This window comes from Streptomyces lincolnensis (assembly GCF_001685355.1).
In the GTDB taxonomy this organism is placed as follows: Bacteria; Actinomycetota; Actinomycetes; order Streptomycetales; family Streptomycetaceae; genus Streptomyces; species Streptomyces lincolnensis.
Genome location: NZ_CP016438.1, coordinates 6,410,080 through 6,432,641, shown reverse-complemented (window position 1 = coordinate 6,432,641; position 22,562 = coordinate 6,410,080). Strand labels below are relative to the sequence as shown.

Here is a 22,562-nt window from a genome sequence, read left to right as displayed (position 1 = left end):
AACACCCGGTGTTGCGGAGGGCCTTTGGGCCCAATTCCGGGCCCAATGGCTGATCCGGTGGCTCCCCCCTGGTGTCATCGGGCGTCACCCCAGCCCGAGTCGGGGAGTCGGGGCCGTGCCGAGCCACTTGGCGGTGGCTTCGGAGCGGCTGGCGCTGTGGAGTTTGGCGAAGATGCGGTTGATGTGGTTCTTGACCGTCTTCTGGCTGATGAAGCACATGGCGGCGATCTGCTGGTTGCTCATGCCGGACGCGATGAGGTCCATGATCTCCGCCTCCCTGGTGCTCAGTCGGAACCCCTCCCGGGACGACTGTCCCATAGAGGGTTGCAGTCGTGAAGGGGTTTTGGAGAAACTTCCCGGTGAATCAAGGGGATTCATTTGCGGACGGAAAGGTTCCGGGAGGGTTGCCCGGAGTTGGGCGAGAAGCGTACCCGCCGCGGTGGGGGTGAAGTGGGGGCGGCCCTGCCTGACGTCTCGTACGGCGGTGACGAGCTGGTCCGCGGTGAACTCGCCGTGGACGAGGTAGCCGTCGGCGCCCCGGCGCAGGGCCTCCCGGACGATCTCCGACTCCGTGCTGTACGTCAGCATCAGCACCGGGGCGATCGTCACCAGGTGGGGCAGCGCGGAGATGCCGTCCATACGCGGCATGCGGACGTCGAGGAGGACGACGTCGGGACGGTGGCGGCGGGCGGCCTCGCAGGCCTGGTGGCCGTCGGCGGCCTCCGCCACGACGGTGATGTCCGGGCGGCCGGAGAGCAGGGCGGTCAGGCCCGCCCGGACCACGGGGTTGTCGTCGGCCACGACGACACGCAGGCCGGGGGCGGGAGTCGGTCGGTCTCTCATCGCTCGGCCTCCTCTCGTGATGGGGGGTGGTGGGGAGGGGTGAGTGCCTTCAGCGGGAGTTCCAGGCGCACTTCCGTGCCCTTGGGGTGCGTGCCCCGGCCGACGCGGATGCGGGCGCCGACGGACACCGCCCGCTCGACCATGCCGACCAGGCCGAAGTGGCCGGTACGGCGGAGCTGTTCGAGGGTGGTGCCCGGGGGCAGGCCGCGTCCGTCGTCGTGGACGCTGATGCGCAGCAGGTCGCCGTGGACTCCCGCGCGGACGTCGACGCGGGTGGCGGAGGCGTGCCGGTGGGCGTTCTCCATGGCTTCCGTGGCGATGCTGAGGAGCTGGCGGGCCACGGGGGGTGGGATCTTCGGGGGTGGTTCCGTGCGGTCGCCCATGCGGTGGTAGGCGGTCGGGAGCGCGGTGCGGGCGGTGAAGTCCTGGGTGCGGGTGGCCAGTTCCTTCAGTACGTCGTCCAGTGCGACCAGTGTGGGCTCCCCCCGCAGATCCGCCAGGAGCTCGCGGGATTCCGCGGCGGCCCTGCGGGCGGAGCGGGCGACCAGTTCGGCCTGGTGTCGGATGAGGGCCGGGTCGATGCGGGGCGCGCTCGCGGAGTGCGCCAGGCCGTCCGCGGCCAGGGCCACGCCGTGCAGGGTCTTCGCCACGGAGTCGTGCATCTCGCGGGCCAGGCGGGTCCGTTCGGCGGTGAGCGCCTCCGTCACGGCCAGGCGGGCCTGGACCGTGGTCAGGGCCCGGGTCGCGGCGCCGAAGCGGAGCATGAGGTTGCGGAGCGTGGAGCCGACGGCGCCCGTGATGACGCACAGGCCCGGGAGCAGGAGGGCCTCCGCCGGGCCGGCTCCGGTGTCCTTCAGCGTCGTATGGGCCAGCAGGAGGATCAGGGACTGGAGGGAGGCGAAGACGGCGGCGCCGCGCCAGCCGTAGACGATGCCGGCGAGGAGGGGGGTGCAGACGCTGACGTAGGCGAGGGTGCTGTCCGGGCCGGCCGAGATCAGGAGGAGGGAGCCGAAGAGGGTGTCCACCGCCAGGAGGGTGGGGTGGCGCAGGAGGAGGGCGCCGAAGCGTTCCCAGTCCCTGAAGAGGACGTACGAGCCCATGAAGGTGACGACGACCGCGGCGCCGACCAGGCGTTGGCCCAGGCCGGGGTTGGCGTTGAGGAGGGCGGCGGGGGTGGCCAGGGCGATCATCGCCAGGCGGAAGCCGAGGACCTGGCGGCACATGGCCTGGAGGGCGTTCACCTGGACGTCGATGGTGGGTGGTGAGGGTGTGGGTTCAGGAGCGGTTGCGAGTGGCCCCTGTGGGGGCCTGGTGCCGTCGGCGGACCCGCGTTCGGGCGTCGGCGGTCTGCGTAGCCGTCCCGGCATTCCCGGCATTCCCGGTCTTCCCGGCCTCACCATTGTCATCTCGTCACCCCCCTACTCCCCCGTGATCGACCCGAAGTCCGTCCCCGACCCCAGCAGCAGCCCCGCTCCCAGCAGGAGCATCGTGGCCGGGACCATGAACGTGGTGATCATCATCGTGGCCTTGGGGACGGCTCGGGCGGCCTTGCGGCGGGCGTTCTGGGCGTCGGTGCGGCGCATGTCCTTGGCGAGGGCGACGAGCGTGTCGACGATGGGGGCGCCCAGTTCCTCCCCCTGCTGCAACGCCGTCACGAACATCGCCACCTGCTCGGAGTCGTTGCGGCGGCGCAGTTCGGCGAAGGCCTGGCGGCGGCTCATGCCGAGGTCCATCTGACGGAGGGTGATGCGCAGTTCGTCGGCCCAGGGACCCTCGTACCTGGAGGCGACCCGGTCCAGCGCCTGGCGGAAACCGAGGCCCGCGCTCACCACGACCGCCAGGACGTCCAGGAAGTCCGGCAGGGTCCGCTCGATGACGTCCTTGCGGATACGGATCGCCGACCAGATGCCGACCTCCGTCCAGAACGCGCCGAAGGCCAGCAGGAGCAGGGCCACGAGCAGGTCGCCGCGCAGCAGGAACACCACGAAGCCGACGCCGCCGAGGGCGCCGTAGACCGCGCGGCGGGCCGCGTAGCGGTCGATGGTGAGGCCGCCGGGGTTGCCCGCGAGGTCGATCTTGCGGCGGTACCTGGCGACCTGCTTGGGGCCCATGAGGCGCAGGACGGCGGGGGCGTACCGCATGCCCATGCGGTCGATCAGGGAGTCCACCGCGCCGGTGCGGGTGGCGCCGACCTCCAGGGCGAGCGCGAGGTCGGCGGGGAGTCTGGCGTCCGCCCGGTACATGCGGATGCCGGTGAAGATGCCCCAGACGGCCAGTGCCATCAGGAAGGCGAGCAGCAGTGCCATGTCGGAAAGTCCCTCCTCGCCGCTCAGACGTCGATCCGCGACAGACGGCGGATGAGGATGAAGCCCACCGTGTACAGCGCGAAGGCGATGATCACCGCCGCCTGTCCGAACGGTGAGCCGGTCATGCGTTCCAGGGCGCCGTCCTTGACGCCGTTCATGAGGAAGAGGGAGCCGACGCCGAGGACCGGGACCGCGTACGCCGTCATGTTGACCTGGGCCAGCTGGGTGCGGACCTCGCGCCGGGTCTCCTTGCGTTCCTCCAGCGTCTCGGTGAGATTGCGGAGTGCGCTCACGACCTGACCGCCCGCCCTGTTCGACAACACCAACGTCGTGACGAGTACGACCAGTTCGCGGGACGGCAGCCGCTCGGCCATCTCGCCCAGCGCGTCGTCCATCGTCGCGCCGACCGCCAACTGGTTGGCCACCTGGGCGAGTTCCTCACCGGCCGGGGCCTCCAGCTCCTCCGCCGCCATGCCGATCGCGGTGCGCAGGGCGAGGCCGGCGTGGGTGGCGTTGGCGAGGATGCGGGCCAGTTCGGGGAGTTGGTTGATGAACTTCTCGATGCGCTTCTGCCGCTGCCAGTCCAGGAACTGCACCGCCGCCCAGACGCCCAGCAGTCCGGCGATGGGGCCGAAGAAGGGTGCCAGGGTGGCCTGGCCGACCATCCACAGTCCGGCCACCAGGGCGAGCATCGCGGCGAAGAACTCGCCCGGCGTGACGTCCAGGCCCGTCGCCGCCAGCCGCAGTTCCAGCTTCCGGCCGACCGTCGTACGGCGCAGTCGGCGGTCCAGGGTGCGGAAGTGGCGCCGGCGGCCGATGACCGGTATCTGGCCGGTGGACGTCAGCCGTTCGACCAGGGCGGCGCGCTGGGCCCGGCCCTTGGCGTAGACGTGCACGCCGATCACGGCCAACACGCAGGTCAGCAGTGCGACGCCGATGGTGAGCGTGACGAGGGTGTGGAGTTCCATGGGGGGCGGTCCTACCTGGCTTCTCGGGTGGCTAGCTCGTGCGGTGCCTGGGCCACGCCGAAGGCCTGGGGCGTGGGCTGGCTCGCCATGTAGAGGCGGTCGGCGGTGCGGCGCGGGAGCGGGAAGTGCTGGTAGTCGCCGTAGATCCGGCCGTCGGCGGCCATCGGCCGGGCGTCGAAGCGGGCGACCGTGGCCAGCCGGTACGGCTCGCTGCCGTGGCTGTCCAGCAGGGCGATCTCGGTGACACGGCGGACGCCGTCGGCGAACCGGGTGAGCTGGATGATGACGTCGATCGCGCTGTTGATCTGGTCGTGCAGCGCCTCGAAGGGGATCTCCACCTCGGACATCGACGCCAGCGTCTTCAGCCGCATCAGCGCGTCCTCGGCGCTGTTGGCGTGGACGGTGGCCAGCGAGCCGTCGTGGCCCGTCGACATGGCCTGGAGCATGTCCAGGGACTCGCCGCCGCGGACCTCACCGACCACGATCCGGTCGGGCCGCATGCGCAGCGAGTTGCGGACCAGTTCGCGGATGGTGATACGGCCCTTGCCCTCCACGTTGGCCGGGCGCGACTCCAGCCGGACCACGTGCCGCTGCTGGAGCTGGAGTTCGGCGGAGTCCTCGATGGTGATGATGCGATCGCGGTCGGGGATGAGACCCGACAGGGCGTTGAGGAGGGTCGTCTTGCCGGTGCCGGTGGCGCCCGAGACGATGATGTTGAACCTCGCCTGCACCAGGCCCGCCAGCAGGTACAGCATGTGCTCGTCCAGGGAGCCGAAGCCGACCAGCTCGCTGAGCGTGAAGGAGCGCGGGAAGCGGCGGATGGTGAGCGTGGCGCCGGTCAGCGACAGCGGCGGGATGATGACGTTCACGCGCTCGCCGGACGGCAGGCGCGCGTCCACCATCGGGTTGGACTCGTCCACCCGCCGGTTGACCGTCGACACGATCCGCTCGATGGTCTGCATCAGCTGGTCGTGCGAGGCGAAGCGGATCGGCAACTGCTCGACCCGGCCGCCGCGTTCGACGAAGATCGCGTCCGGGCCGTTCACCATGATCTCGGTGATGGACGCGTCCTCCAGGAGGGGTTCGAGGATGCCGAGGCCGAGTGCCTCGTCCACCACCCGCCGGATCAGCTGGGAGCGCTCGACCGTCGACAGGACCGGGCCCTCACGGCTGATGATGTGCCCGAGGACCCGCTCCAGGCGGGCCCGGCGCTCGGCCGCCGCGAGCGAACTCATCTCCGCGAGGTCGATCTCCTCCAGGAGCTTGGCCCGGTAGGAGGAGACGAGGTGGCCGTCCTCGCCCCGGTTGCCGTTCTCTTCGGGGGAGTTGATGCGTGACCGCAGGCTCATGGGTGTTTCCTCAGTCGTCGAGCGGCGTGTCGAGGGGCATGGTGGCGGTCTTCCGCGCGGCGTCGAAGTCCCAGCCGGGGACGATCGAGGGGATCTGCACGGTCGCGGTGACGGTGACCGTGTCCCCGCCCTCCGCCGCGTCACAGGCGACGGACAGCCAGTCGCTGATCGCGTTCGCGCATCCCGCCTGGGCGGTACCCGGTTCGATCGAGGCGGCCCGCGCCCCGGCCCGGGCCGCCGTGCCGGCCTGCTGGGCGGTGTAGGCGATGAGCCCGATCTGAACACCGGCCATGGCGACGAGGATCAGGATCGGGATGAAGCCGAGGTATTCGAGGGCGACCTGGCCTCGGTCGCGGCCTGTGCTGTTGTCCCTGTCCCTGTCCCTGTCCCTGTCCTTGGCCTTGTCCTTGTCCTTGTACGACATCTCAGTCCTTCACCTCCTCCACGGTCCCGGCGTGTCCCTCCACCTCGAAGGGGAAGCCGATCGAGCCGGGGAAGAGGACGGGGACCTCCAGCCGGACGGTGGCCGTCACATAGCCGCCGCCGGTCTGGCAGTCCGCCTGGCCGGTCCACGCGCCCGGGAGGTGTTCCGTGGCCGCCTGCTGGCACGCGGCCGCCCGCTGCCCCAGCGGTACTTCGGTCGCCGCCCTCGCCGCCTCGTCAGCAGCATTCCCCGCGAGCGTGAACGTGTATCCCAGGAGCACGAACTGCCACATCAGCACCAGCGTCAGGATGATCAGCGGGGTCATGCCGAGGAACTCGACGGTGACCTGGCCGTCGTCGTCCTTGGGGCGGGGCTCGGGCACGCTACCTCCCCAGCTCTTTGCGTCGCCGGAAGCCGACCGCCGCCCGGTCGCCGCCGCGGAACCGGCCGGCCCGGTGATTGGCCGCCTCGGCGCCCTTGACCAGCCCGAGTTCGCCCGCGAGGCCCCACATGGCCTGCTTGACCGTGCCCTTACTGTCGAGTTCGTGGACGCGGCCGGCGTCGACGGCGCTCTGGAGTTCCTTGAAGTTGGCGGGGATCGCGGTGTTCGCGACGAGCGTGCCGGTGATCTTCTGGATCAGCGGGGGCTGGATCTCCGTACCGCGGCTGTGGCGGTTGACGACGACGGTCGTCTCCTCGGCCTTGCGGACCTGGAGCCGGTCCCACATCCGTACCGCCCGTTTGGCACCCCGGACCGCGACCACGTCCGGGGTGGTGACCAGCAGGGCCGTGTCGGCCATCTCCACGACCGCCGCGCCCGCGCCGCTCAGTTGGGCGCCGCAGTCCACGACGACGATCTCGTAGCGGGAGCGCAGGGCGCTGACGATCTGGCGGGCAGCCCGGTCGGTGACCTCCTCGCCGCGTTCGCCCTCGCCGGGGGCGAGCAGCAGGGCGACACCGGTGTCGTGGCGGAAGACGGCGTCGGCGAGGACGCGGGGCGAGATGTCGGTGATGGCGGCCAGGTCGACCACCGAGCGGCGAAACTGCACGTCGAGGTAGGAGGCGATGTCCCCGGTCTGGAGGTCCATGTCGAGCAGGGCCGTGCTGCGGCCGGACGCCTGGGCGGCGAGGGCGAGCTGGATGGCGGTGAGCGTCGCTCCTACGCCCCCCTTGGCCCCGCTGACCGTGACGACGGTGCCGCCTACACCGGTGAACACGTCGCCGCCGACGCCCAGATGACGCCGTACGCCGACCGACCACTGGGCGACCGCGTGGACGCGGGTGGCGAGTTCCTCGTAGCCGAGGGGCAGGGCGATCAGTCCGCGGGCGCCGTAGTCCATGGCGGCCTGGAAGAGGCCGGGGCTGGCGTCGGAGGTGACGAGGATGACGCCGACGGCGGGGAAGCGCAGGGCGACCTCGCGGATGAGCTCCAGGGCCGGGACGGGCCCGATGCGCTCGTGCACCACCACGACCTCGGGCAGCTCGTCGATCGACTCCCCGGCCAGGCGCGCGAGGGTGTCGATGAGCTGGGTGGAGTCGGTGACCGGGGCGACCGGTTCGGCGTCCGGGAGCTGGCTGAGCAGCGTCGTGATCGACCGGACCGCGTCCGCGTCACCGACTGCCGGAAGGATCCTCGTGGGCATGGCGGCCTCTCACTTGTCCTTCGCGAGTTCGTAAGAGCGTTCCTGCTCCGGGACGGTCGTGTCGGTGCCGGGCGCGACCAGTGCGAGCCGGACCTCCTCGGCGAACGACTCGGCGTACGTGATGCGCTGGGCGTCCAGCGTGGTCAGCGCGAAGGTGATGGGGACGCCGTCGGCCTCCTGCCGGGTCCGGTCGTCCGGGTCGGGCTTGAGGGCGGTCAGCCGGCCGACGTCGATGACCTTGGCGTTGGTCACGATGATCTTGGACTGGTCGGGGTCGGTCTCCCGGCGGCCCTCGAAGGTGGCGTACACGTTGACCGTGGAGCCCGGCGTGATCTTGCCCGCCACACCGGTCGCCGCGTCGATCATGATGGCGACCTCCTGCTGCCCGGGCTGGAGGGCAGGCTGGTCGACGATCATGTCGCTCTGGAGCAGGGAGCCCTTCTTCAGCGTGGTGACGGCGATCTTGCCGCGGACGTCCGCGAGATCGGTGACGGCGTTGTCCGACAGCCACCGCTCAGGCATCTCGATCTTCGAGAACTGGCTCGCGGTGAGCCGGGTGTACGGCGGCACGTTCGCCTTGAGCTGGTACGCGGTGACCTCGGGCCCCACCTTGGACTCCACGTCGTTGATGACGGAGAGCACGCCGGCGAACGCCCCGAGGGCGCACAGGACCGACAGGAGCAGGAGTATCACGCCGCGGCGCTGACGGGAGTTCATGGACCGTACGACCTCGTCGGGGGGGTTGGATCGGGCGGAGGAGGGCGGGCCTGGGTCGGCTCACCCGGCGGGCAGTTGGTGCTGGTACCGGGGTGACGCGGAGGGGGCGGACGCGGGGGCGGTGGCCGGGGAGGCGGTGTTGGTGGTCGGGGACGCGGGTGTCGCGGGTGTCGCGGGGCTGGTCGCGGAGCAGAAGACGCAGCGGTCGCCGATCAGCTCGATGCCGCACCAGTGACAGATGTTCTGCCGTACCGAAGTGACCAACTGGTAAAGGACCGAGAGGTCGGGAAGGAAACTGGCGAACTCGATCAGCTTCCCGGTCCCCCACCACTCCTGGGACTCGGCGGGCAGCACGGCCTCGCGCAGCCCCTGCGCCTTCCACGACGGGGCCAGTGTCGCGGTGACCCAGTCGGACTGGAGCTGCCCCTTGGCGACGAGCATCGAGGTGGCGAACTCCGGCCCCGGAAGCGTGACCCCGGGCCCCATCCGCACGAGCTGCGGCTGCGGATGGGCGAGCACACCGAACTGACTGCCGGGCACCCACGACTTGGCGTGCGACTTCAGGCTCACGGGAAGCCGGTCGAGCCTCGCGACGGAACCGAGCAGCGCGCCCGCGTGGATGTAGTGCGTGAGCAGCCGCGCGGCCGAGCCGAGCACCCCGGGGCTGAGGTCGCAGGAGGCGAGCTGCCTCAACTGCCGGGCCAGGACGGCGAGTCCCAGAGGCGGCAGATCGGGCCGGAACAGGGCGATCCGGTCGCTCTCCAGCAGGGAGCGCACGGTGTGCAGCCGCCGTTCGACCGCCTTCGGTACGGCCGCCGAGTACACGACGACGACATGTCCGTGCTGGTCGAGCAACACCTGGAAGGCGGCGAGCGAGTGCTCCAGCGGCTGGCTGTCCAGGTCCGCCAGCACGGCCGCGGGCATGGTTCGGTCGTCCCCTGGCGGCAGTGCCATGTCGGCACTGGTCACGGCAATGGCAGTTGGCACGTGCGCTCCCCGAATCCCCTGCCGGTGGGCTCGCCCGGTGTGACTCCGGCGCACCCGGTCGACTTCACTGCGTGACTACCTGAGCACTGTAACCACGCCCCTGTGACCGGAGAACAGCGTTTCTATGACTTCCTGGTCCTGTTCAGGGCCTAATAGAGGGCGATTTCAGCTCAGATGGGGCGCACTTGCCACGTGATCTTTTACGGCAGCGGCCACTGGAGCCGGTATTGACGTGTCCCCGCCGGAACTCTTGACAGCGAGATTGGTCTGGACCAACTTGGTGATGCTGCGGTGGCGCCACCGCCGTCCCTCGTCCCTCTCCCCACCGGAGGCACCAGTGCACGGCGTACCAGCCATACCCCGAAGCAGACGACGACGCCCATGGGCCCTTCTCGCGGCGACCGTGACAGCGACCCTGGCCCTCGCGACGACCGGCGCGGGCCAGGCCACCGCAGCGGACCTCAACACGGACCTCAACAACGCGAAGAACGCCGGCTTCGAGTCCGGCCTGACCGGATGGACCTGCTCGGCGGGCAGCGGTACGACCGTCCCCTCCCCGGTCCACGGCGGCTCGACGGCCCTGAAGGCGACCCCCGCCGGGCAGGACAACGCCCGCTGCTCCCAGACGGTGGCGGTGAAGCCGAACTCCACCTACACGCTGAGCGCGTGGGTCCAGGGCGGGTACGCCTACCTGGGCGCGACCGGGACCGGCACGACGGACGTCTCGACCTGGACGCCGGACTCGTCGTCGTGGAAGCAACTGTCGACGAGCTTCTCGACAGGATCCTCCACCACCTCCGTGACGGTGTATCTGCACGGCTGGTACGGACAGGCGGCCTACATCGCGGACGACGTGTCGGTGTACGGGCCGGACGGGGGCGGTGGGGGCGGCGATCCGGAGCCGTCGGTGCCGGGGGCGCCGAACGGAGTGACCGTCTCGGGGACTTCGGCGTCGTCGGTGTCTTTGACGTGGAGTGCCGTCTCCGGGGCGACCGGCTACAACGTCTACCGCGACGGCACGAAGGTGACGGCGGTGACGGGAACGTCGGCGACCGTGACGGGTCTGGCCGCCTCCACGTCGTACTCCTTCCAGATCACGGCGACGAACACGGCGGGTGAGTCACCGAGGTCGACGCCAGTGACGGGGAGGACGTCCTCCGGGGGCGGCGTCGGCACAGTCCCCAAGCACGCCGTGACGGGCTACTGGCAGAACTTCGACAACGGCGCGACGGTCCAGAAGCTGTCGGACGTCCAGTCGGCGTACGACATCATCGCGGTCGCCTTCGCCGACGCGACGACGACGCCGGGCGCGGTCACCTTCACCCTGGACTCGGCGGGCCTGGGCGGCTACACGGTCGACCAGTTCAAGGCGGACGTGCGGGCGAAGCAGGCGGCCGGCAAGAAGGTCATCATCTCGGTGGGCGGCGAGAAGGGGACGGTGTCGGTCAACGACGCCACCTCGGCGACGAACTTCGCGAACTCGCTGTACTCGCTGATGCAGACCTACGGCTTCGACGGCGTCGACATCGACCTGGAGAACGGCCTCAACGCGACGTACATGACACAGGCGTTGCGCGCCCTGTCCGCGAAGGCGGGCCCGTCCATGGTCCTGACGATGGCCCCCCAGACCATCGACATGCAGTCCACGTCCAACGCGTACTTCCGCACGGCCCTGAACGTGAAGGACATCCTCACGGTCGTCAACATGCAGTACTACAACAGCGGTTCCATGCTGGGCTGCGACGGCAAGGTCTACGCCCAGGGCTCGGTGGACTTCCTCACCGCCCTCGCCTGCATCCAGCTGGAGGGCGGCCTCTCCCCGTCCCAGGTGGGCCTGGGCCTCCCGGCCTCCCCCCGGGGAGCGGGCAGCGGCTACGTGTCCCCGTCGGTGATCAACAGCGCGCTGGACTGCCTGACGCGGGGGACGGGATGCGGGTCCTTCAAACCCGCGCGGACGTATCCGGAGCTGCGCGGGGCGATGACGTGGTCCACGAACTGGGACGCGGCGGCGGGGAATGCGTGGTCCAACGCGGTGGGGCCTCACGTGCACGGCTTGCCGTAGGCGGCGGGGGTTGCGTGGCGCTGCACGCGACCCCTCAGCCGTTCGGTTCGTCCGCTTCCGAGGCGTCACCGACCGGCTGTTCAACGACGAAGGAACCCTTACCTCGCACGGTGACGATCAGGCCGCGCTCTCGGAGCTCCTGAGCGGCCCGCCGCGCGGTGAGCCGGGCGACGCCGTAATCGTCGGCGAGGTGGTTCTCGGAGGGGATGGGCCTGTCCGGCGCCAGCTCTCCCGACGCGATCTTCCCGGCGATGGCGTCGGCCAGCTGTACGTAGAGCGGTCTGGCGCTCATCGGGTCCAGAGGAGTCTTCGGAGCTTCGGTATCGCTCATACGTCCAACGTAGAGCGGTACCGACCTGCACTGTCGTGTGGATCCCTCTGTACTTGTATGCAGATGTCTACAGCCCTGTGTAGCGTCGAAGACGAGAGACCCCGGCGAGGTGGCTAGACCTCCCGGGGCACGGCCAACCGCTTACTAGGAGCGCCGACGTGCGCGACCTTATCCCTCGCACCCTCCAATGGCTGCGCCTCCTCTTCGCCCCCGGCACCGGGAAACGGCGTCACCGCGTCCCCTTCCCCACGTCCCCTTCCCCACGTCCACATCACACCTGGCCCCCGCAGCTCCCCCGGCACCGCTCCCCGTACGGCCTCGCCACCCCCCTCGACGGCAACGCCTCCGCCCTGGTCCGCCCCTACCTGGCCGCCGACTTCGGGATCGACCTGGACCGACACCTGATCGGCGCGCAGGAGGTGGCGGCCTGATGGAACACGCGCAGAACACCCCCACACCCCGACTCCTGCCCTGGCTGTCCTCCGACGGCAACCCCTGCTACCTGCTGACCGACCACAACGGCGGCTACCTCTCCCGGCTCGCCGACGACATGGAGACCGTCCAGCTGGCCACAGCCACCGACGTACGCGACCTCGCCCGCACCGTGCTGGACGACCCCTCCTCGCCGTACACCGAGGTCCGCTACGCCGGCCTGCGGCTCGCCGAGTGCTTGACGGACGCGTTGCGCGTCGCGGAGTCCCGGGGGTTGCGGCTGCTCGCGCTGGAAGCCGGGGGCACCGGGCCGTGACGACGACGCGTCGAAGGAGTTCACCGATCATGCCCGCCCGTATCGCCGAACCGACCCCGGCCGTCCCACCCATGCCCGAGCGGACCCCGAAGGCCCTGCGCGAGGCGATCGCCGAACACGCTCCTCAACTACTCCCCGACTTCGACGAGCACTGGAAGTGGGCGATCGCCGACACCTACGACATCGGCCCGCTGCCCGCTTTCATGGCTCGCTGGTGGGCCGAGTACGCGATCGCGCGTGATCCGGAACTCGACGCCCACGTGGCCGATCTCTACCACCGCGCGGCCGAGACCACCGACTGCGCCGTGGCCAAGGCATGCATAGAAGAGGTGTCGGACATCCGCTACGGCGCGCGGGAACTGGCGCCTGGTCGGTAATCGACGCCTCAATGGGACCGCCAGCGCGTCTTGTGAGCCGCTTCAGGCCGCTGCGACGATCCCGGCATGGATGCGCGAGTAGTCGGAATACCCGAGGTGGACGGCACCGAACAGGTGGCCGTCGTGATCGATGTGATGCGGGCGTTCACCACCGCCGCATGGGCCTTCCACCGCGGAGCAACCAAGATCGTTCTTGCTGCCGACCAGGACGAGGCTCTGGCGATCAAGGCGCGTCACCCGACCTGGCTCGCACTCAAGGACGGGGCACTGGTCAGCGGGTTCGACCTGGTCAACTCACCTGGCCAGATCCGGGAGGCCGACTTGACCGGCCACACCGTGATCCAGAAGACCACCGCGGGGACGGTAGGGGCCTTGGCGGTTGTCGAGGCGGAATTGGCGCTGTGCGCCAGTTTCGCCGTGGCCGGCGCGACAGCCCAGGCCCTGGCGGACGCCGGCGCCGACTCGGTGACGTTCGTGGCCACTGGCGAGGACGGCCATGCCGCCGAGGACCTGGCCTGCGCCGATTACCTGCACGGACTCCTGACCGGGAACCGACCCGACCCCGCCCCTTGCCTGCACCGCGCCCGCACCTCCCCCGCCGCCGCAGACCTGCGCGCCGGGCGACGCCACGGCGCCCACCCCGCCGATGTGGAGCTGTGCCTGGAGGTCGACCGCTTCGACTTCGCCATGAAGCTCGGCCTTGAGGACGAGATGGCAGTGCTGCGGCCGCTCCGGACTCGACCGGATGCGAAGAACGGGCGAGAGACGGCAATCCGCCCCCACTGCCCGAACCAGCCAGGCTGGAATCAGCGCTTCGGGATCGAGACCTGCCCAGTTTCTTCGCGAGGATTCCTGTAGCGCCACCCTGCATACGGAATTTAATGGTAGCCGTATGCAGAATTGAAATCCCAGGCCAGCTTAAACCATGCAAGCTCACCGAATCTGCTGAGCACTTACATCGCTTGCTCGCCACGAGTCACCGAGGCTGCCTACTTTTGACATTTCCGACGAACAAGTAGCCGGTTCCGAATATACATAGCATCATAACAAGAACCACCCAGCCACCAGAATTTCCTGTCACGATGAGGAATACCGACAGGACTACTCCAGCCACCGCGAAAAGGGAGGCGAATAGCATCCACCTTTTCACTGCTGCGCGTTGTTCCAGCGACCATCCCACCTTTAGCATGTGCGATTCCCTTCTTCCTCGTCCCTACGGCAGGGCGCTGACATTCCCCGCACAGGGCCCGGGTCTCTTTAACCTTCACGAACAGCGCCGGAGGAAATCTGTCCGGCGCTCCATGAAATCGCGTAGCCTCCCAGTGTCGCTGAGGCTGCCACAGCAACTTCCGCTCCGCACGCAGCCCCAGCAAGTCCCCATCGTTCGGGGCGGCCGCCCGGCGGGTCATTCGATCCCAGCCACTCCGGTGGCCGCGAGGACCCCGATGATGATGAGGAAGACTCCTACGATCAGCGGACCCGTCCGCACGGTGGACTCCCCGGCGGATGCATTCGCCCTGCCGAAAACGTTGCGCTGATTCGTGGCGGCGCGTGCGAATTTCTTGCTGTAGATGATGAGCCCAAGGCCTGCGAGGATGCCGAAAGCCGAGAGGAAGATGCGCATCCAAACCTCCTGGTGTGGAGATGTGCGGGCCTGAGCCTGCCGCTCCACGGCGGCCGGGTCGTCGGTGAGCACTTCAGTGCGCGTAGGGTCGACAACACGGTCTCAGCGTTGAGGAGGAAGGCCTTTAAAGCCGACCCCCTTGAAGCGCCAAACTACAAGAGCCCAGAGTGCGCCCAAGATGACCAGACCGACCCAAGCTTCAGTCATCCCTTGTGCCACTATAAGGTAGATCAGGAACAAGACACAGGAGACACTGGCAATAGTCCCCCACCTCAGGTTCCTACGGGTTCTGTCGGCGTGGGTGACGCTCTCCGGCCCCATGCTCATTCCTCCGTATCCGCGATGGCGAAGCAGGCAAGCCAGGCACAGTCAGCCTCTGTTACGACGTCGCACTGTACGTACGATCACCGTCACGGAGATGGCAATGATGAGCAGAAAGCCGCCATGCATATCCACACCTCCCACATTTCCCATACTTTCACCTTCTCCCTCTGATTAGTGACGGTGGGCGCAAAGCCGAGCATGCATCTTGCAGTGGCTTGGGTTTCTGGCGGTCAGACGGCAGTGTCACTGCGACGCTGCCGTAACCACAAGGCTATGCATCCCGCGAGGGTGACAATGAACAGCACCGACATCGCGATACGCAGGATGAGCCATGGCTGTCCGTCGGGATCCCACAGTGCCTCTGCCAGATTGAGAAGCAGTGCGAGACAGAATGTGACCAAGAGGGCAGTCTTCGCCCACGCGGTCTCCCGTCGTGTGGTTTCCATCAGTGATCTCTCACTCCGTGACCCACGCATATGGATTGAAACAGCTGTTCAGATCGCTCGCCTCGTCCTTGAGCGAGTTATCTGTGTCTTGCCATGCGGCTCTTTGGTCTTCGCGAAATTCGCAATTTTCGAGGACCAGGCGAGTCCTGTGAGGTCGGCATTGTTGATGAAGTCGCCTGCGGCGTAGAGGTAGGGATTGGTCTCCTGCCCTGAGGGGTCGGGCTGCGTGAAGCGGCCGAGTTGGGGGTCGTAATAACAGGCGCCCATCTTGTACAGGCCCCTCGGGGTCCAGGTAGGCACCGCTGTAGCGGAACGGCTGCGGGACCGCCTCCGTCGGTGTCGTGCGCGGCAGACCCGTCGGGCCGTAGGTGTGGGTGTGGGTGCGCTTGCCTCGCGTCGTCGACCAGGCCCAGCACGTTCCCGGTGGCGTCGGTGAGGTAGCAGGAGGACTTCCCCCCAGTCGTCATGGAGTTCAAGGTGCCCCCGAGTTCACGGATGAATCCGGTGTCCACACCGCCAGTGGTCGTGGACGCCAGCCCCAGCGCGGTGTGGTGGAACCACGTCGAACCCAGCTTGGTGCGCTCGGAGTTGTCCGTTCCGGCCTGGGCCAGACCGGAGTTCGTGCCGCCGTGCGTGATGCCGGACAGCTGTCTGTGGTCGGTCCAGGTCTCATTAGTGCGGGCGCCGGCCGAGTCGGCCTCCAGCGCGTAGAACAGCCGCTCCTGGCTGTCGTAGGCGTAGGACGCCTTGCGGCCGGGCGTCGATCGACGCCGGATCAACGCAGCCGCTGGGCAACCTCCTCCAGGCCACCCCTGATCAGCCGCCCGTACTCGTCATCGCCGAGCGCCCCGATCGCCGCCTGCGCCTGCCGGAGGTGCTCACGGGCACAGTCGAGATCGCCCAACTTGCGGTAGCACTCGCTCAAGTTCAGGTGGAGCGACGGGTACAGGACGGCCACCGGAAGGGTCACCCCGGCATCCGCCACTCGCGCGCCGGTCAGCAGGTCGGCGGCTGCCAGCGCCCGCTGGTCCCAGACCAGCTCCTCGTGCACGTCGTCCTGCACGTCGGCCATCGCGTGCGCGAGTGTGCAGCGGTGCAGGGGGTCGGCTTGCTCGCCGCCGATCTCGTCCCAGATCTCCGTGAACAGGAGGCGCGCGGCCTCCCGTTCGCCGCCATGGCCGAGCTGCACCGCCTGGCCGATCCGGATGATCGTCGGGTCTGTGATCACGAGCGGCTCCTTCCCTGCGTGTCTCGCGAGGGCGACCGTATCGCCGGCTTCTGGAACCGACACAACAGAAGCTGGCAAGACGTAGAGGTGCTCCAGAAATCAATGCCCAACAGCTGGCCAAAACCGGCCACGCCACGGCGATCCACGTTGCTTCCGACAATACGTCGATGTGATGATCCCGGGCATGATCGAGGCGGAGGGTGGCGGCCCGGAGGGGCGGGTGCGCAGGTCGCGGCTGGCCGAGTACGCGGAGATGGCCGCGGCGGGCGGGCAGTTGGACGAAGACGGCAGTGCCGCGCCTCCGCCGCAGGCGCCGTCCGCCCCGGTGGCCGGACCGCTGGCCATGGTCGATGCTCCCCGAGAGGTCCCGGACGAGGTGGCGCGCCGTCGTCGCGAATTCGCCGTTCTGCTCGGTGAGTTCCGCCGCACCCCGGTCCTCGTACCGGTCGACGAGGACGAGGACCCGCTGGTCGGTGAGTGGGGCGGCGTTCGCTGGATCTATGCCTTCTCCGATGAACCGGCGCTGGCGCGGTTCGCGTTCGCAAGGGGGGAAGGTGGGCGGGAGTGGGTGTATCGGCGGGTGCTGGGCGCGCGGTTGCTGGATGCGGGGGTGCCGGCGGCGGGGGTGCCGTGCGGGGTGGCGCTGGATGTGGGGAGCGGGGACGGCCAGGGGGTGCTGTTCCCGCCGGTGGTGGGGATCGTGCCGGACGCGGCGGCCGTAGACGGGCATGCGGAGGACGGCGGGGAGGAGTCCCGGTGAGCGCGGGCGGCGACGGCAAGGACATCAAGGCGCACGGCCTGGACGGGATAGCCAGGGGCATCAATCTGACGCTGGGCGAGTTGAAGGAACTCGGCGTGGACAGCTTCGCCGGGCAGGGCCGGGGGTTTGCGAATCTGGCGTTGTCCGGGCTGGAGTTGGGCCACGAGGATCTCCAGTCGGCGTTGGCGTCGTTCTGCGAGCGCTGGGAGTGGGGGGTGCGGGCGCTGGTCGAGGAGGGCAACCTCTTCGCGCACCAGGTGGGCCTGGCGGCCGGAACGCTGCACGAGACGGACCAGTACGTCGACGGCATGCTGAAGGTCGCCGCGAACTCGGTGGCCGGCAACCCGTATCTCTCCGAGGACGAGGCCGCCAAGCAGTCGTGGGGCGACATCGCCACCAGCGGTCTGGAGTCCATGAAGAACCCGGACTACAGCAAGGAGTCCTTCGAACAGGCCTGGGACACCAGCGCGCAGGGCTGGAAGGACGTCCAACGCGACGCGCTCACCTCGCAGATGATGGCCGGGCCGATCCCCAGCCCGCTGAACATCCAGGAGTCGACGGGCGCCTCCGACGAGCAGTACGAGGCGCTGGTGGACGAGGTGGCGGGCCCCTCACCCGAGGAACGGGCTCAGGCGGCGGGCCAGCAGCCCGACCAGGACGCCAACGACACCGGCACCGGGACGGCGACTGGGGAGAGCCGCTGATGGGCCTCGGCGACATCGTCAACTCCGGCCTGGGCAAGCTCGAAGACGTCGGCCACGCCGTCACCAAGACGGTCGGCGAAGGTGTCGACAAGGGCTCGGACGCCCTGGCCGAGGGCCTGGACTACATCGGTGCCGACGACACCGCCCAGGTCATCTCCTACGTCGGGGACAAACTCGCCTCCGACCTCGGCGCCACCCCCGGCGAGAAGCAGCTCGGCGACAGCGACCAGCCCTACGACCTCATCCACGGCAACCCGACAGCGATCCGGTCCTCCGCCTCCCATCTGAAGGACTTTGGCACAGCCTTCGACACGGTCGGCGAGGGCATGCGCAAGCTGGACTCCTCGCACTGGAAGGGCCAGGCCGCCGACGCCTTCCGCGACACCTTCGCGATGCATCCCCCCAAGTGGCTGCACGCGGCCGACGCCTGCGACACGGCCGGCAAGGCGCTGGACGACTTCGCCGACACCGTCGCCTGGGCCCTGGCCCAGGCCCGGGAGGCCATCGACCTGCATGCCAAGGGCACCCAGGCGTCCGAACAGGGGATGAAGGCGTACAACAAGCGCGTCGACGCCTACAACACCAAGGTCACAGCGAACGAGGAGCCCGGCCCCCGCCCCGGACCCTTCACCGACCCCGGCGCCGCCGACATCCAACGCGCCCAGGAGATCCTCGCCGAGGCCCGCCGCCAGCGAAACGCCGCCGGCCGCACCGCCGCCGCCTCCCTCCGCGCCGCCCTGGCCCACGCCCCCGCCGAGCCACCCCTCCTGACCCAGATCGGCTCAAACCTCACCGACGGCTACCTCTCCGCCGGCACCGAACTCACCCACGTCGTGGGCGGCGTGGTCAAAGGCACCGCCGGCGTGGTCACCTTCGTCCGCGGCCTCAACCCCGCCGACGGCTACAACCTCACCCACCCCGCCCAGTACCTCCAAAACGTCAGCATGACCCTCTCCGGCCTCACCTCCGCCGGCCTGCACCCCGACCGCACCCTCAAATCCATGTGGGACGGCTTCAAGAAAGACCCCGCCGAAGGCATCGGCCGCCTCATCCCCGAACTCGTCGGAGGCAAAGGCCTAGGACTGGCCCGAGGCGGCGCACGGGCCGGGCTGAAGGCGGGTGCGGAGGAGGCGGCGGAATCGGCGGCCCAACGCGCCGCGCGTCAAGGCGCGGAGGAAGCGCCGGCGGCCACCAGCCGACGTCCCGGCGAAAAGCTCTGCATAAAGGACCCCGTCGATGTCGCCACAGGCACCATGGTCCTCCCGCAGACCGACGTGTCCCTCCCCGGCTCGCTGCCCCTCGTCTTCAAGCGCTCCTTCGAGTCGTCCTACAGGGCCGGAGGCTGGTTCGGGCCCACCTGGTCGTCCACCATCGACCAGCGTCTGGAGATCGACTCCGAGGGCGTCGTCTTCGTCGCCGAGGACGGCCTGCTGCTGTCGTATCCGCATCCCGCCCCCGGTCTCCCGGTGCTTCCTTCCCACGGCCCGCGCTGGCCTCTGGACCGCGAGGACGACGGCTACACGATCACCGATCCGGAAACGCTCCGGACCTGGCACTTCACCGACCGGTCCGAGGATCTCTCCCTCCTCGAACAGATCGACGACCGCAACGGCGCCTGGCTGACCTTCGAGTACGCCACCGACGGCACACCCCTCGGCATCCGCCGCAGCTGCGGACGCCACCTGAAACTCACCGCCCTGGACGGCCGAATAACCGGCCTGTATCTGGCGGGGGCGGCACCCGACGGCTCGGACCAGGAGATAGTCCGATACGGCTACACCCACGGCCACCTCACCGAGGTGACCAACTCTTCGGGACGTCCACTCCGCTTCGGCTGTGACGACCAGGGCCGTATCACCTCATGGACCGACACCAACGGCAGCCGCTTCAAGTACGTCTACGACGACCAGGACCGCTGCGTCCACCAGGAAGGCGAGGCCGGCCACCAGCACTCCACCTTCACCTACGACACGACCGACCCGGAAACCGGCCAACGAGTCACCACCATCACCGACTCCCTCGGACACACCGCCCGCTTCCTGATCAACGACCACATGCAGGTGACGGCCGAGGTCGACGAGACGGGAGCGACCACCCAGCTCCAACGCGACCGCCGCAACCGCCTCTTGGCCCGCACCGATTCCCTCGGCCACACCACGTCGTTCCGCTACGACGAGTCGGGCAACGTGATCTCCCTCCGACGGCCTGACGGCCGCGAGGCACGAGCCGAGTACAACGATCTCGGCCTTCCGGTGAAGGCAGTGAATCCCGACGGCACCGTCATCCGCCAGACGTACGACGCGCGCGGCAACCGCACCTCGCTGACGGACCCGGCGGGCCGGACCACCCGCTTCACGTATGACGAGGCAGGCCACCTGGCCACAGTGGTCGACCCCTTGGGCCATACGACGACGATCCGCTGCGACCGGGCCGGTCTCCCCGTCACCATCACGGATCCCGTGGGGGCGGTGACGGCGTACGAGCGGGACGCCTTCGGCCGCCCCGTCGCCATCACAGAACCCACCGGAGCGGTGACACGCCTGGAGTGGACGGTGGAGGGCCGCATTGCCCGCCGGACCGCCGCGGACGGCGCGACGGAGTCCTGGACATACGACGGTGAGGGCAACTGCACCCATCACACCGACCCGCTGGGCGGAGTCACCCGCTTCGAGTACACGCACTTCGACCTGCTGACCGCACGCACCGGCCCCGACGGCGTCCGCTACGAGTTCGAGCACGACACGGAACTGCGCCTCGGCAAGGTCACCAACCCACAAGGCCTGTCGTGGACTTATACCTACGACCCCGCTGGGCGGCTGGTGTCGGAGACCGACTTCGATGACCGCGTACTGACCTACGCCTACGACTCGGCGGGCCGCATGGCCTCTCGCTCGAACGCGCTCGGCGAGGTCGTGGCCTTCGAACGCAACGAGCTGGGACAGCTGGTCCGCAAGGACGCGGCAGGCCAGATCACGACGTACGCGTACGACATGACGGACGAACTCGCCCAGGCAACGGGCCCTGACGGCACCACCCTGACGTTGCTGCGGGATCAGTTCGGACGCCTGCACTCGGAGACGGTCGACGGCCGTGAAGTGACGTACACCTACGACGATCTGGGCCGCCGTACCGGCCGCAGGACACCCGCCGGTGCGACGACGACCTGGTCGTACGACGCGGCCGGCCGCCGTACCGGCATGGTGGCCTCCGGCCGTTCCATCGACTTCACCTACGACGCCGCGGGTCGCGAACTGGCACGCCAGATCGGCGAGACGGTCACCCTCACGCACGGTTTCGACGAACTCGGGCGCCTGACCACCCAGTCGGTGACGGGCGCGGGCAACCACACCGTGCAGTCCCGTACATACACGTACCGCGCCGACGGCAACCTGATCGGCATCGACGACCACCTCTCCGGCTCCCGCCGCTTCAGCCTGGACCCGTCCGGCCGCGTCACGGCCGTCCACGCGGCGAACTGGACCGAGACCTACGCCTACGACGCGGCCGGCAACCAGACCCAGGCATCCTGGCCCGACACCCACCCGGGCGAAGAAGCGATCGGTCTCCGCGAGTACACGGGCACCCGCATCACCCGCGCAGGCAACGTCCGCTACGAACACGACGCCCTCGGCCGCATCACTCTCCGGCAGAAGACCCGCCTGTCCCGCAAGCCGGACACCTGGCGCTACGAATGGGACACCGAGGACCGCCTGACCTCGGTGACGACCCCGGACGGCACACGCTGGCGCTACACCTATGACCCGCTGGGCCGCCGTACGTCGAAACTGCGCTTGGCGGAGGACGGCGAAACGGTCATCGAGCAGGTGCTGTTCACCTGGGACGGCACCACCCTCTGCGAGCAGACGACGACGTCACCAAAGCTCCCGAACCCGATCACGCTCACCTGGGACCACCAGGGTCTGCGTCCGATCGCTCAGACGGAACGCATCACGGCTGCGGACGCCCCCCAGGACGAAATCGACTCCCGCTTCTTCGCCATCGTCACCGACCTCGTCGGCACCCCGAACGAACTCATCGACGAAGACGGCGAAATCGCCTGGCACACCCGCAGCACCCTCTGGGGCACCACAGCCTGGGCCACCGACAGCACCGCCTACACCCCTCTCCGTTTCCCCGGCCAGTACTACGACCCCGAAACCGGCCTCCACTACAACTACTTCCGGCACTACGACCCGGAAACAGCCCGCTACCTCACCCCCGATCCACTCGGGCTCGCCCCCGCGCCCAACCCGACCGCTTACGTCCACAACCCTCATGCCTGGATAGACCCTCTCGGTCTGACGCCTTGCGATGATGCAGAGAAAAATGCGACCGCGAACAAGGAAACCGTACTGGGGAAGAACGTTCCTACTCGCGAAGAAGCGTCGGTCGGGAATGCCGTGAGTCACAATTACAAGAAGACCTTCTTTACCGCTCACCCGAAACTCGAGGGCGAAGTGGTGGTCCATCACGCCATCGAGCAACAGGTTCTTCGACGCTATCCCGGATTGTTCACACCCAACGAAATTCACTCCCTGGAAAATCTTCGAGGAATTCCAAAGGGTGACATAAACAGTCGAGTCCACTTGAGTGAAATACGTGTATCGTGGAACCGATTCTACGAAGCGCATCCGAATGCGACGCGACAGGAAGTGCTGAACCATGCAACAGCCGTGGATGATATGCTCGGCCATTGGTTCAATCCACGCATAAGATAAAGA

Annotated in this window: 22 protein-coding genes; 8 read left to right on the top strand and 14 right to left on the bottom strand. The window is 68.6% G+C overall.

All coding sequences use genetic code 11. The annotated features are described in order from the left end of the window. Window positions 1–84: 84 nt before the first annotated feature. From SLINC_RS28785 to SLINC_RS28740, 10 genes are read right to left on the bottom strand one after another with little or no spacing between them, the layout of a single operon-like run. Window positions 85–843, bottom strand: a complete 759-nt coding sequence (locus SLINC_RS28785) for a response regulator (protein ID WP_067438725.1) — start codon at window positions 841–843, stop codon at window positions 85–87. Then, window positions 840–2,243 carry a sensor histidine kinase gene (locus SLINC_RS28780; RefSeq protein ID WP_375141531.1) on the bottom strand — a complete coding sequence of 468 codons (1,404 nt, stop codon included), beginning with the start codon at window positions 2,241–2,243 and terminating at the stop codon, window positions 840–842. Before SLINC_RS28780 ends, SLINC_RS28785 begins: the two co-directional genes overlap by 4 nt. 18 nt (window positions 2,244–2,261) lie before the next feature. Continuing rightward, window positions 2,262–3,149 carry a DUF5936 domain-containing protein gene (locus SLINC_RS28775; RefSeq protein ID WP_067438722.1) on the bottom strand — a complete coding sequence of 296 codons (888 nt, stop codon included), beginning with the start codon at window positions 3,147–3,149 and terminating at the stop codon, window positions 2,262–2,264. 23 nt (window positions 3,150–3,172) lie between these two features. Further along, window positions 3,173–4,117 (bottom strand): type II secretion system F family protein, encoded by a 945-nt coding sequence (locus SLINC_RS28770; protein WP_067438719.1) that lies wholly within the window; start codon window positions 4,115–4,117, stop codon window positions 3,173–3,175. An 11-nt stretch (window positions 4,118–4,128) separates the two neighbouring features. Beyond that, window positions 4,129–5,466, bottom strand: a complete 1,338-nt coding sequence (locus SLINC_RS28765) for a CpaF family protein (protein ID WP_067438716.1) — start codon at window positions 5,464–5,466, stop codon at window positions 4,129–4,131. 10 nt (window positions 5,467–5,476) lie between these two features. After that, window positions 5,477–5,890 (bottom strand): TadE/TadG family type IV pilus assembly protein, encoded by a 414-nt coding sequence (locus SLINC_RS28760; protein ID WP_067438713.1) that lies wholly within the window; start codon window positions 5,888–5,890, stop codon window positions 5,477–5,479. Window position 5,891: 1 nt separating this feature from the next. Next, complete coding sequence (locus SLINC_RS28755) at window positions 5,892–6,215, bottom strand: septum formation initiator (RefSeq protein WP_067445812.1); 324 nt, start codon at window positions 6,213–6,215, stop codon at window positions 5,892–5,894. Window positions 6,216–6,273: 58 nt separating this feature from the next. After that, window positions 6,274–7,533 (bottom strand): CpaE/TadZ family protein, encoded by a 1,260-nt coding sequence (locus tag SLINC_RS28750; protein WP_067438710.1) that lies wholly within the window; start codon window positions 7,531–7,533, stop codon window positions 6,274–6,276. Window positions 7,534–7,542: 9 nt separating this feature from the next. Next, complete coding sequence (gene cpaB / locus SLINC_RS28745) at window positions 7,543–8,250, bottom strand: Flp pilus assembly protein CpaB (RefSeq protein WP_067438707.1); 708 nt, start codon at window positions 8,248–8,250, stop codon at window positions 7,543–7,545. A 60-nt stretch (window positions 8,251–8,310) separates the two neighbouring features. Next, window positions 8,311–9,204 (bottom strand): hypothetical protein, encoded by an 894-nt coding sequence (locus SLINC_RS28740; protein WP_225988509.1) that lies wholly within the window; start codon window positions 9,202–9,204, stop codon window positions 8,311–8,313. A gap of 316 nt (window positions 9,205–9,520) precedes the next feature. Between SLINC_RS28740 and SLINC_RS28735 the strand changes: the two genes are divergently transcribed. After that, on the top strand, window positions 9,521–11,299 hold the full coding sequence (locus SLINC_RS28735) for a chitinase (RefSeq protein WP_079165175.1): 1,779 nt from the start codon (window positions 9,521–9,523) through the stop codon (window positions 11,297–11,299). A gap of 34 nt (window positions 11,300–11,333) precedes the next feature. Here SLINC_RS28735 and SLINC_RS28730 read toward each other — a convergent pair whose 3' ends face one another. Beyond that, entirely contained in the window at window positions 11,334–11,630 is a 297-nt protein-coding gene (locus SLINC_RS28730; protein ID WP_067438701.1) for a GntR family transcriptional regulator, read from the bottom strand. Between the two features lie 158 nt (window positions 11,631–11,788). On the opposite strand from SLINC_RS28730, the gene SLINC_RS28725 reads away from it, so the two are divergent. From SLINC_RS28725 to SLINC_RS28710, 4 genes are all read left to right on the top strand, one after another. Beyond that, window positions 11,789–12,061, top strand: a complete 273-nt coding sequence (locus tag SLINC_RS28725; RefSeq protein ID WP_067438698.1) for a hypothetical protein — start codon at window positions 11,789–11,791, stop codon at window positions 12,059–12,061. After that, a complete protein-coding gene (locus tag SLINC_RS28720; RefSeq protein ID WP_067438695.1) occupies window positions 12,061–12,378 on the top strand; it encodes a hypothetical protein in 318 nt (105 codons plus the stop codon). The genes SLINC_RS28725 and SLINC_RS28720 overlap by 1 nt, the downstream gene beginning before the upstream one ends. Window positions 12,379–12,407: 29 nt before the next feature. After that, complete coding sequence (locus SLINC_RS28715) at window positions 12,408–12,755, top strand: DUF6247 family protein (RefSeq protein ID WP_067438692.1); 348 nt, start codon at window positions 12,408–12,410, stop codon at window positions 12,753–12,755. Window positions 12,756–12,821: 66 nt separating this feature from the next. Then, entirely contained in the window at window positions 12,822–13,613 is a 792-nt protein-coding gene (locus tag SLINC_RS28710) for a 2-phosphosulfolactate phosphatase (RefSeq protein ID WP_182449215.1), read from the top strand. A gap of 547 nt (window positions 13,614–14,160) precedes the next feature. Here SLINC_RS28710 and SLINC_RS28705 read toward each other — a convergent pair. The 3 genes from SLINC_RS28705 to SLINC_RS28695 all read right to left on the bottom strand — a co-directional run bounded on the left by SLINC_RS28705 (window position 14,161) and on the right by SLINC_RS28695 (window position 16,377). Then, the gene (locus tag SLINC_RS28705; protein WP_067438689.1) at window positions 14,161–14,451 is read right to left on the bottom strand and encodes a hypothetical protein; all 291 of its coding nucleotides are present in this window, start codon (window positions 14,449–14,451) and stop codon (window positions 14,161–14,163) included. Between the two features lie 746 nt (window positions 14,452–15,197). Beyond that, entirely contained in the window at window positions 15,198–15,416 is a 219-nt protein-coding gene (locus tag SLINC_RS49490; protein WP_225988508.1) for an RHS repeat-associated core domain-containing protein, read from the bottom strand. Window positions 15,417–15,924: 508 nt separating this feature from the next. After that, window positions 15,925–16,377, bottom strand: a complete 453-nt coding sequence (locus SLINC_RS28695) for a hypothetical protein (RefSeq protein WP_067438684.1) — start codon at window positions 16,375–16,377, stop codon at window positions 15,925–15,927. 184 nt (window positions 16,378–16,561) lie between these two features. On the opposite strand from SLINC_RS28695, the gene SLINC_RS28690 reads away from it, so the two are divergent. Genes SLINC_RS28690 through SLINC_RS28680 form a run of 3 tightly spaced genes read left to right on the top strand, consistent with a single transcriptional unit; the run spans window position 16,562 to window position 22,559 of the window. Further along, a complete protein-coding gene (locus tag SLINC_RS28690) occupies window positions 16,562–17,137 on the top strand; it encodes a hypothetical protein (RefSeq protein ID WP_067438681.1) in 576 nt (191 codons plus the stop codon). Beyond that, the gene (locus SLINC_RS28685) at window positions 17,134–17,841 is read left to right on the top strand and encodes a hypothetical protein (RefSeq protein WP_067438678.1); all 708 of its coding nucleotides are present in this window, start codon (window positions 17,134–17,136) and stop codon (window positions 17,839–17,841) included. Before SLINC_RS28690 ends, SLINC_RS28685 begins: the two co-directional genes overlap by 4 nt. Continuing rightward, window positions 17,841–22,559, top strand: coding sequence for a putative T7SS-secreted protein (locus SLINC_RS28680; RefSeq protein WP_079164766.1), 4,719 nt, complete (start codon window positions 17,841–17,843; stop codon window positions 22,557–22,559). Before SLINC_RS28685 ends, SLINC_RS28680 begins: the two co-directional genes overlap by 1 nt. The last annotated feature ends 3 nt before the right edge of the window (window positions 22,560–22,562 follow it).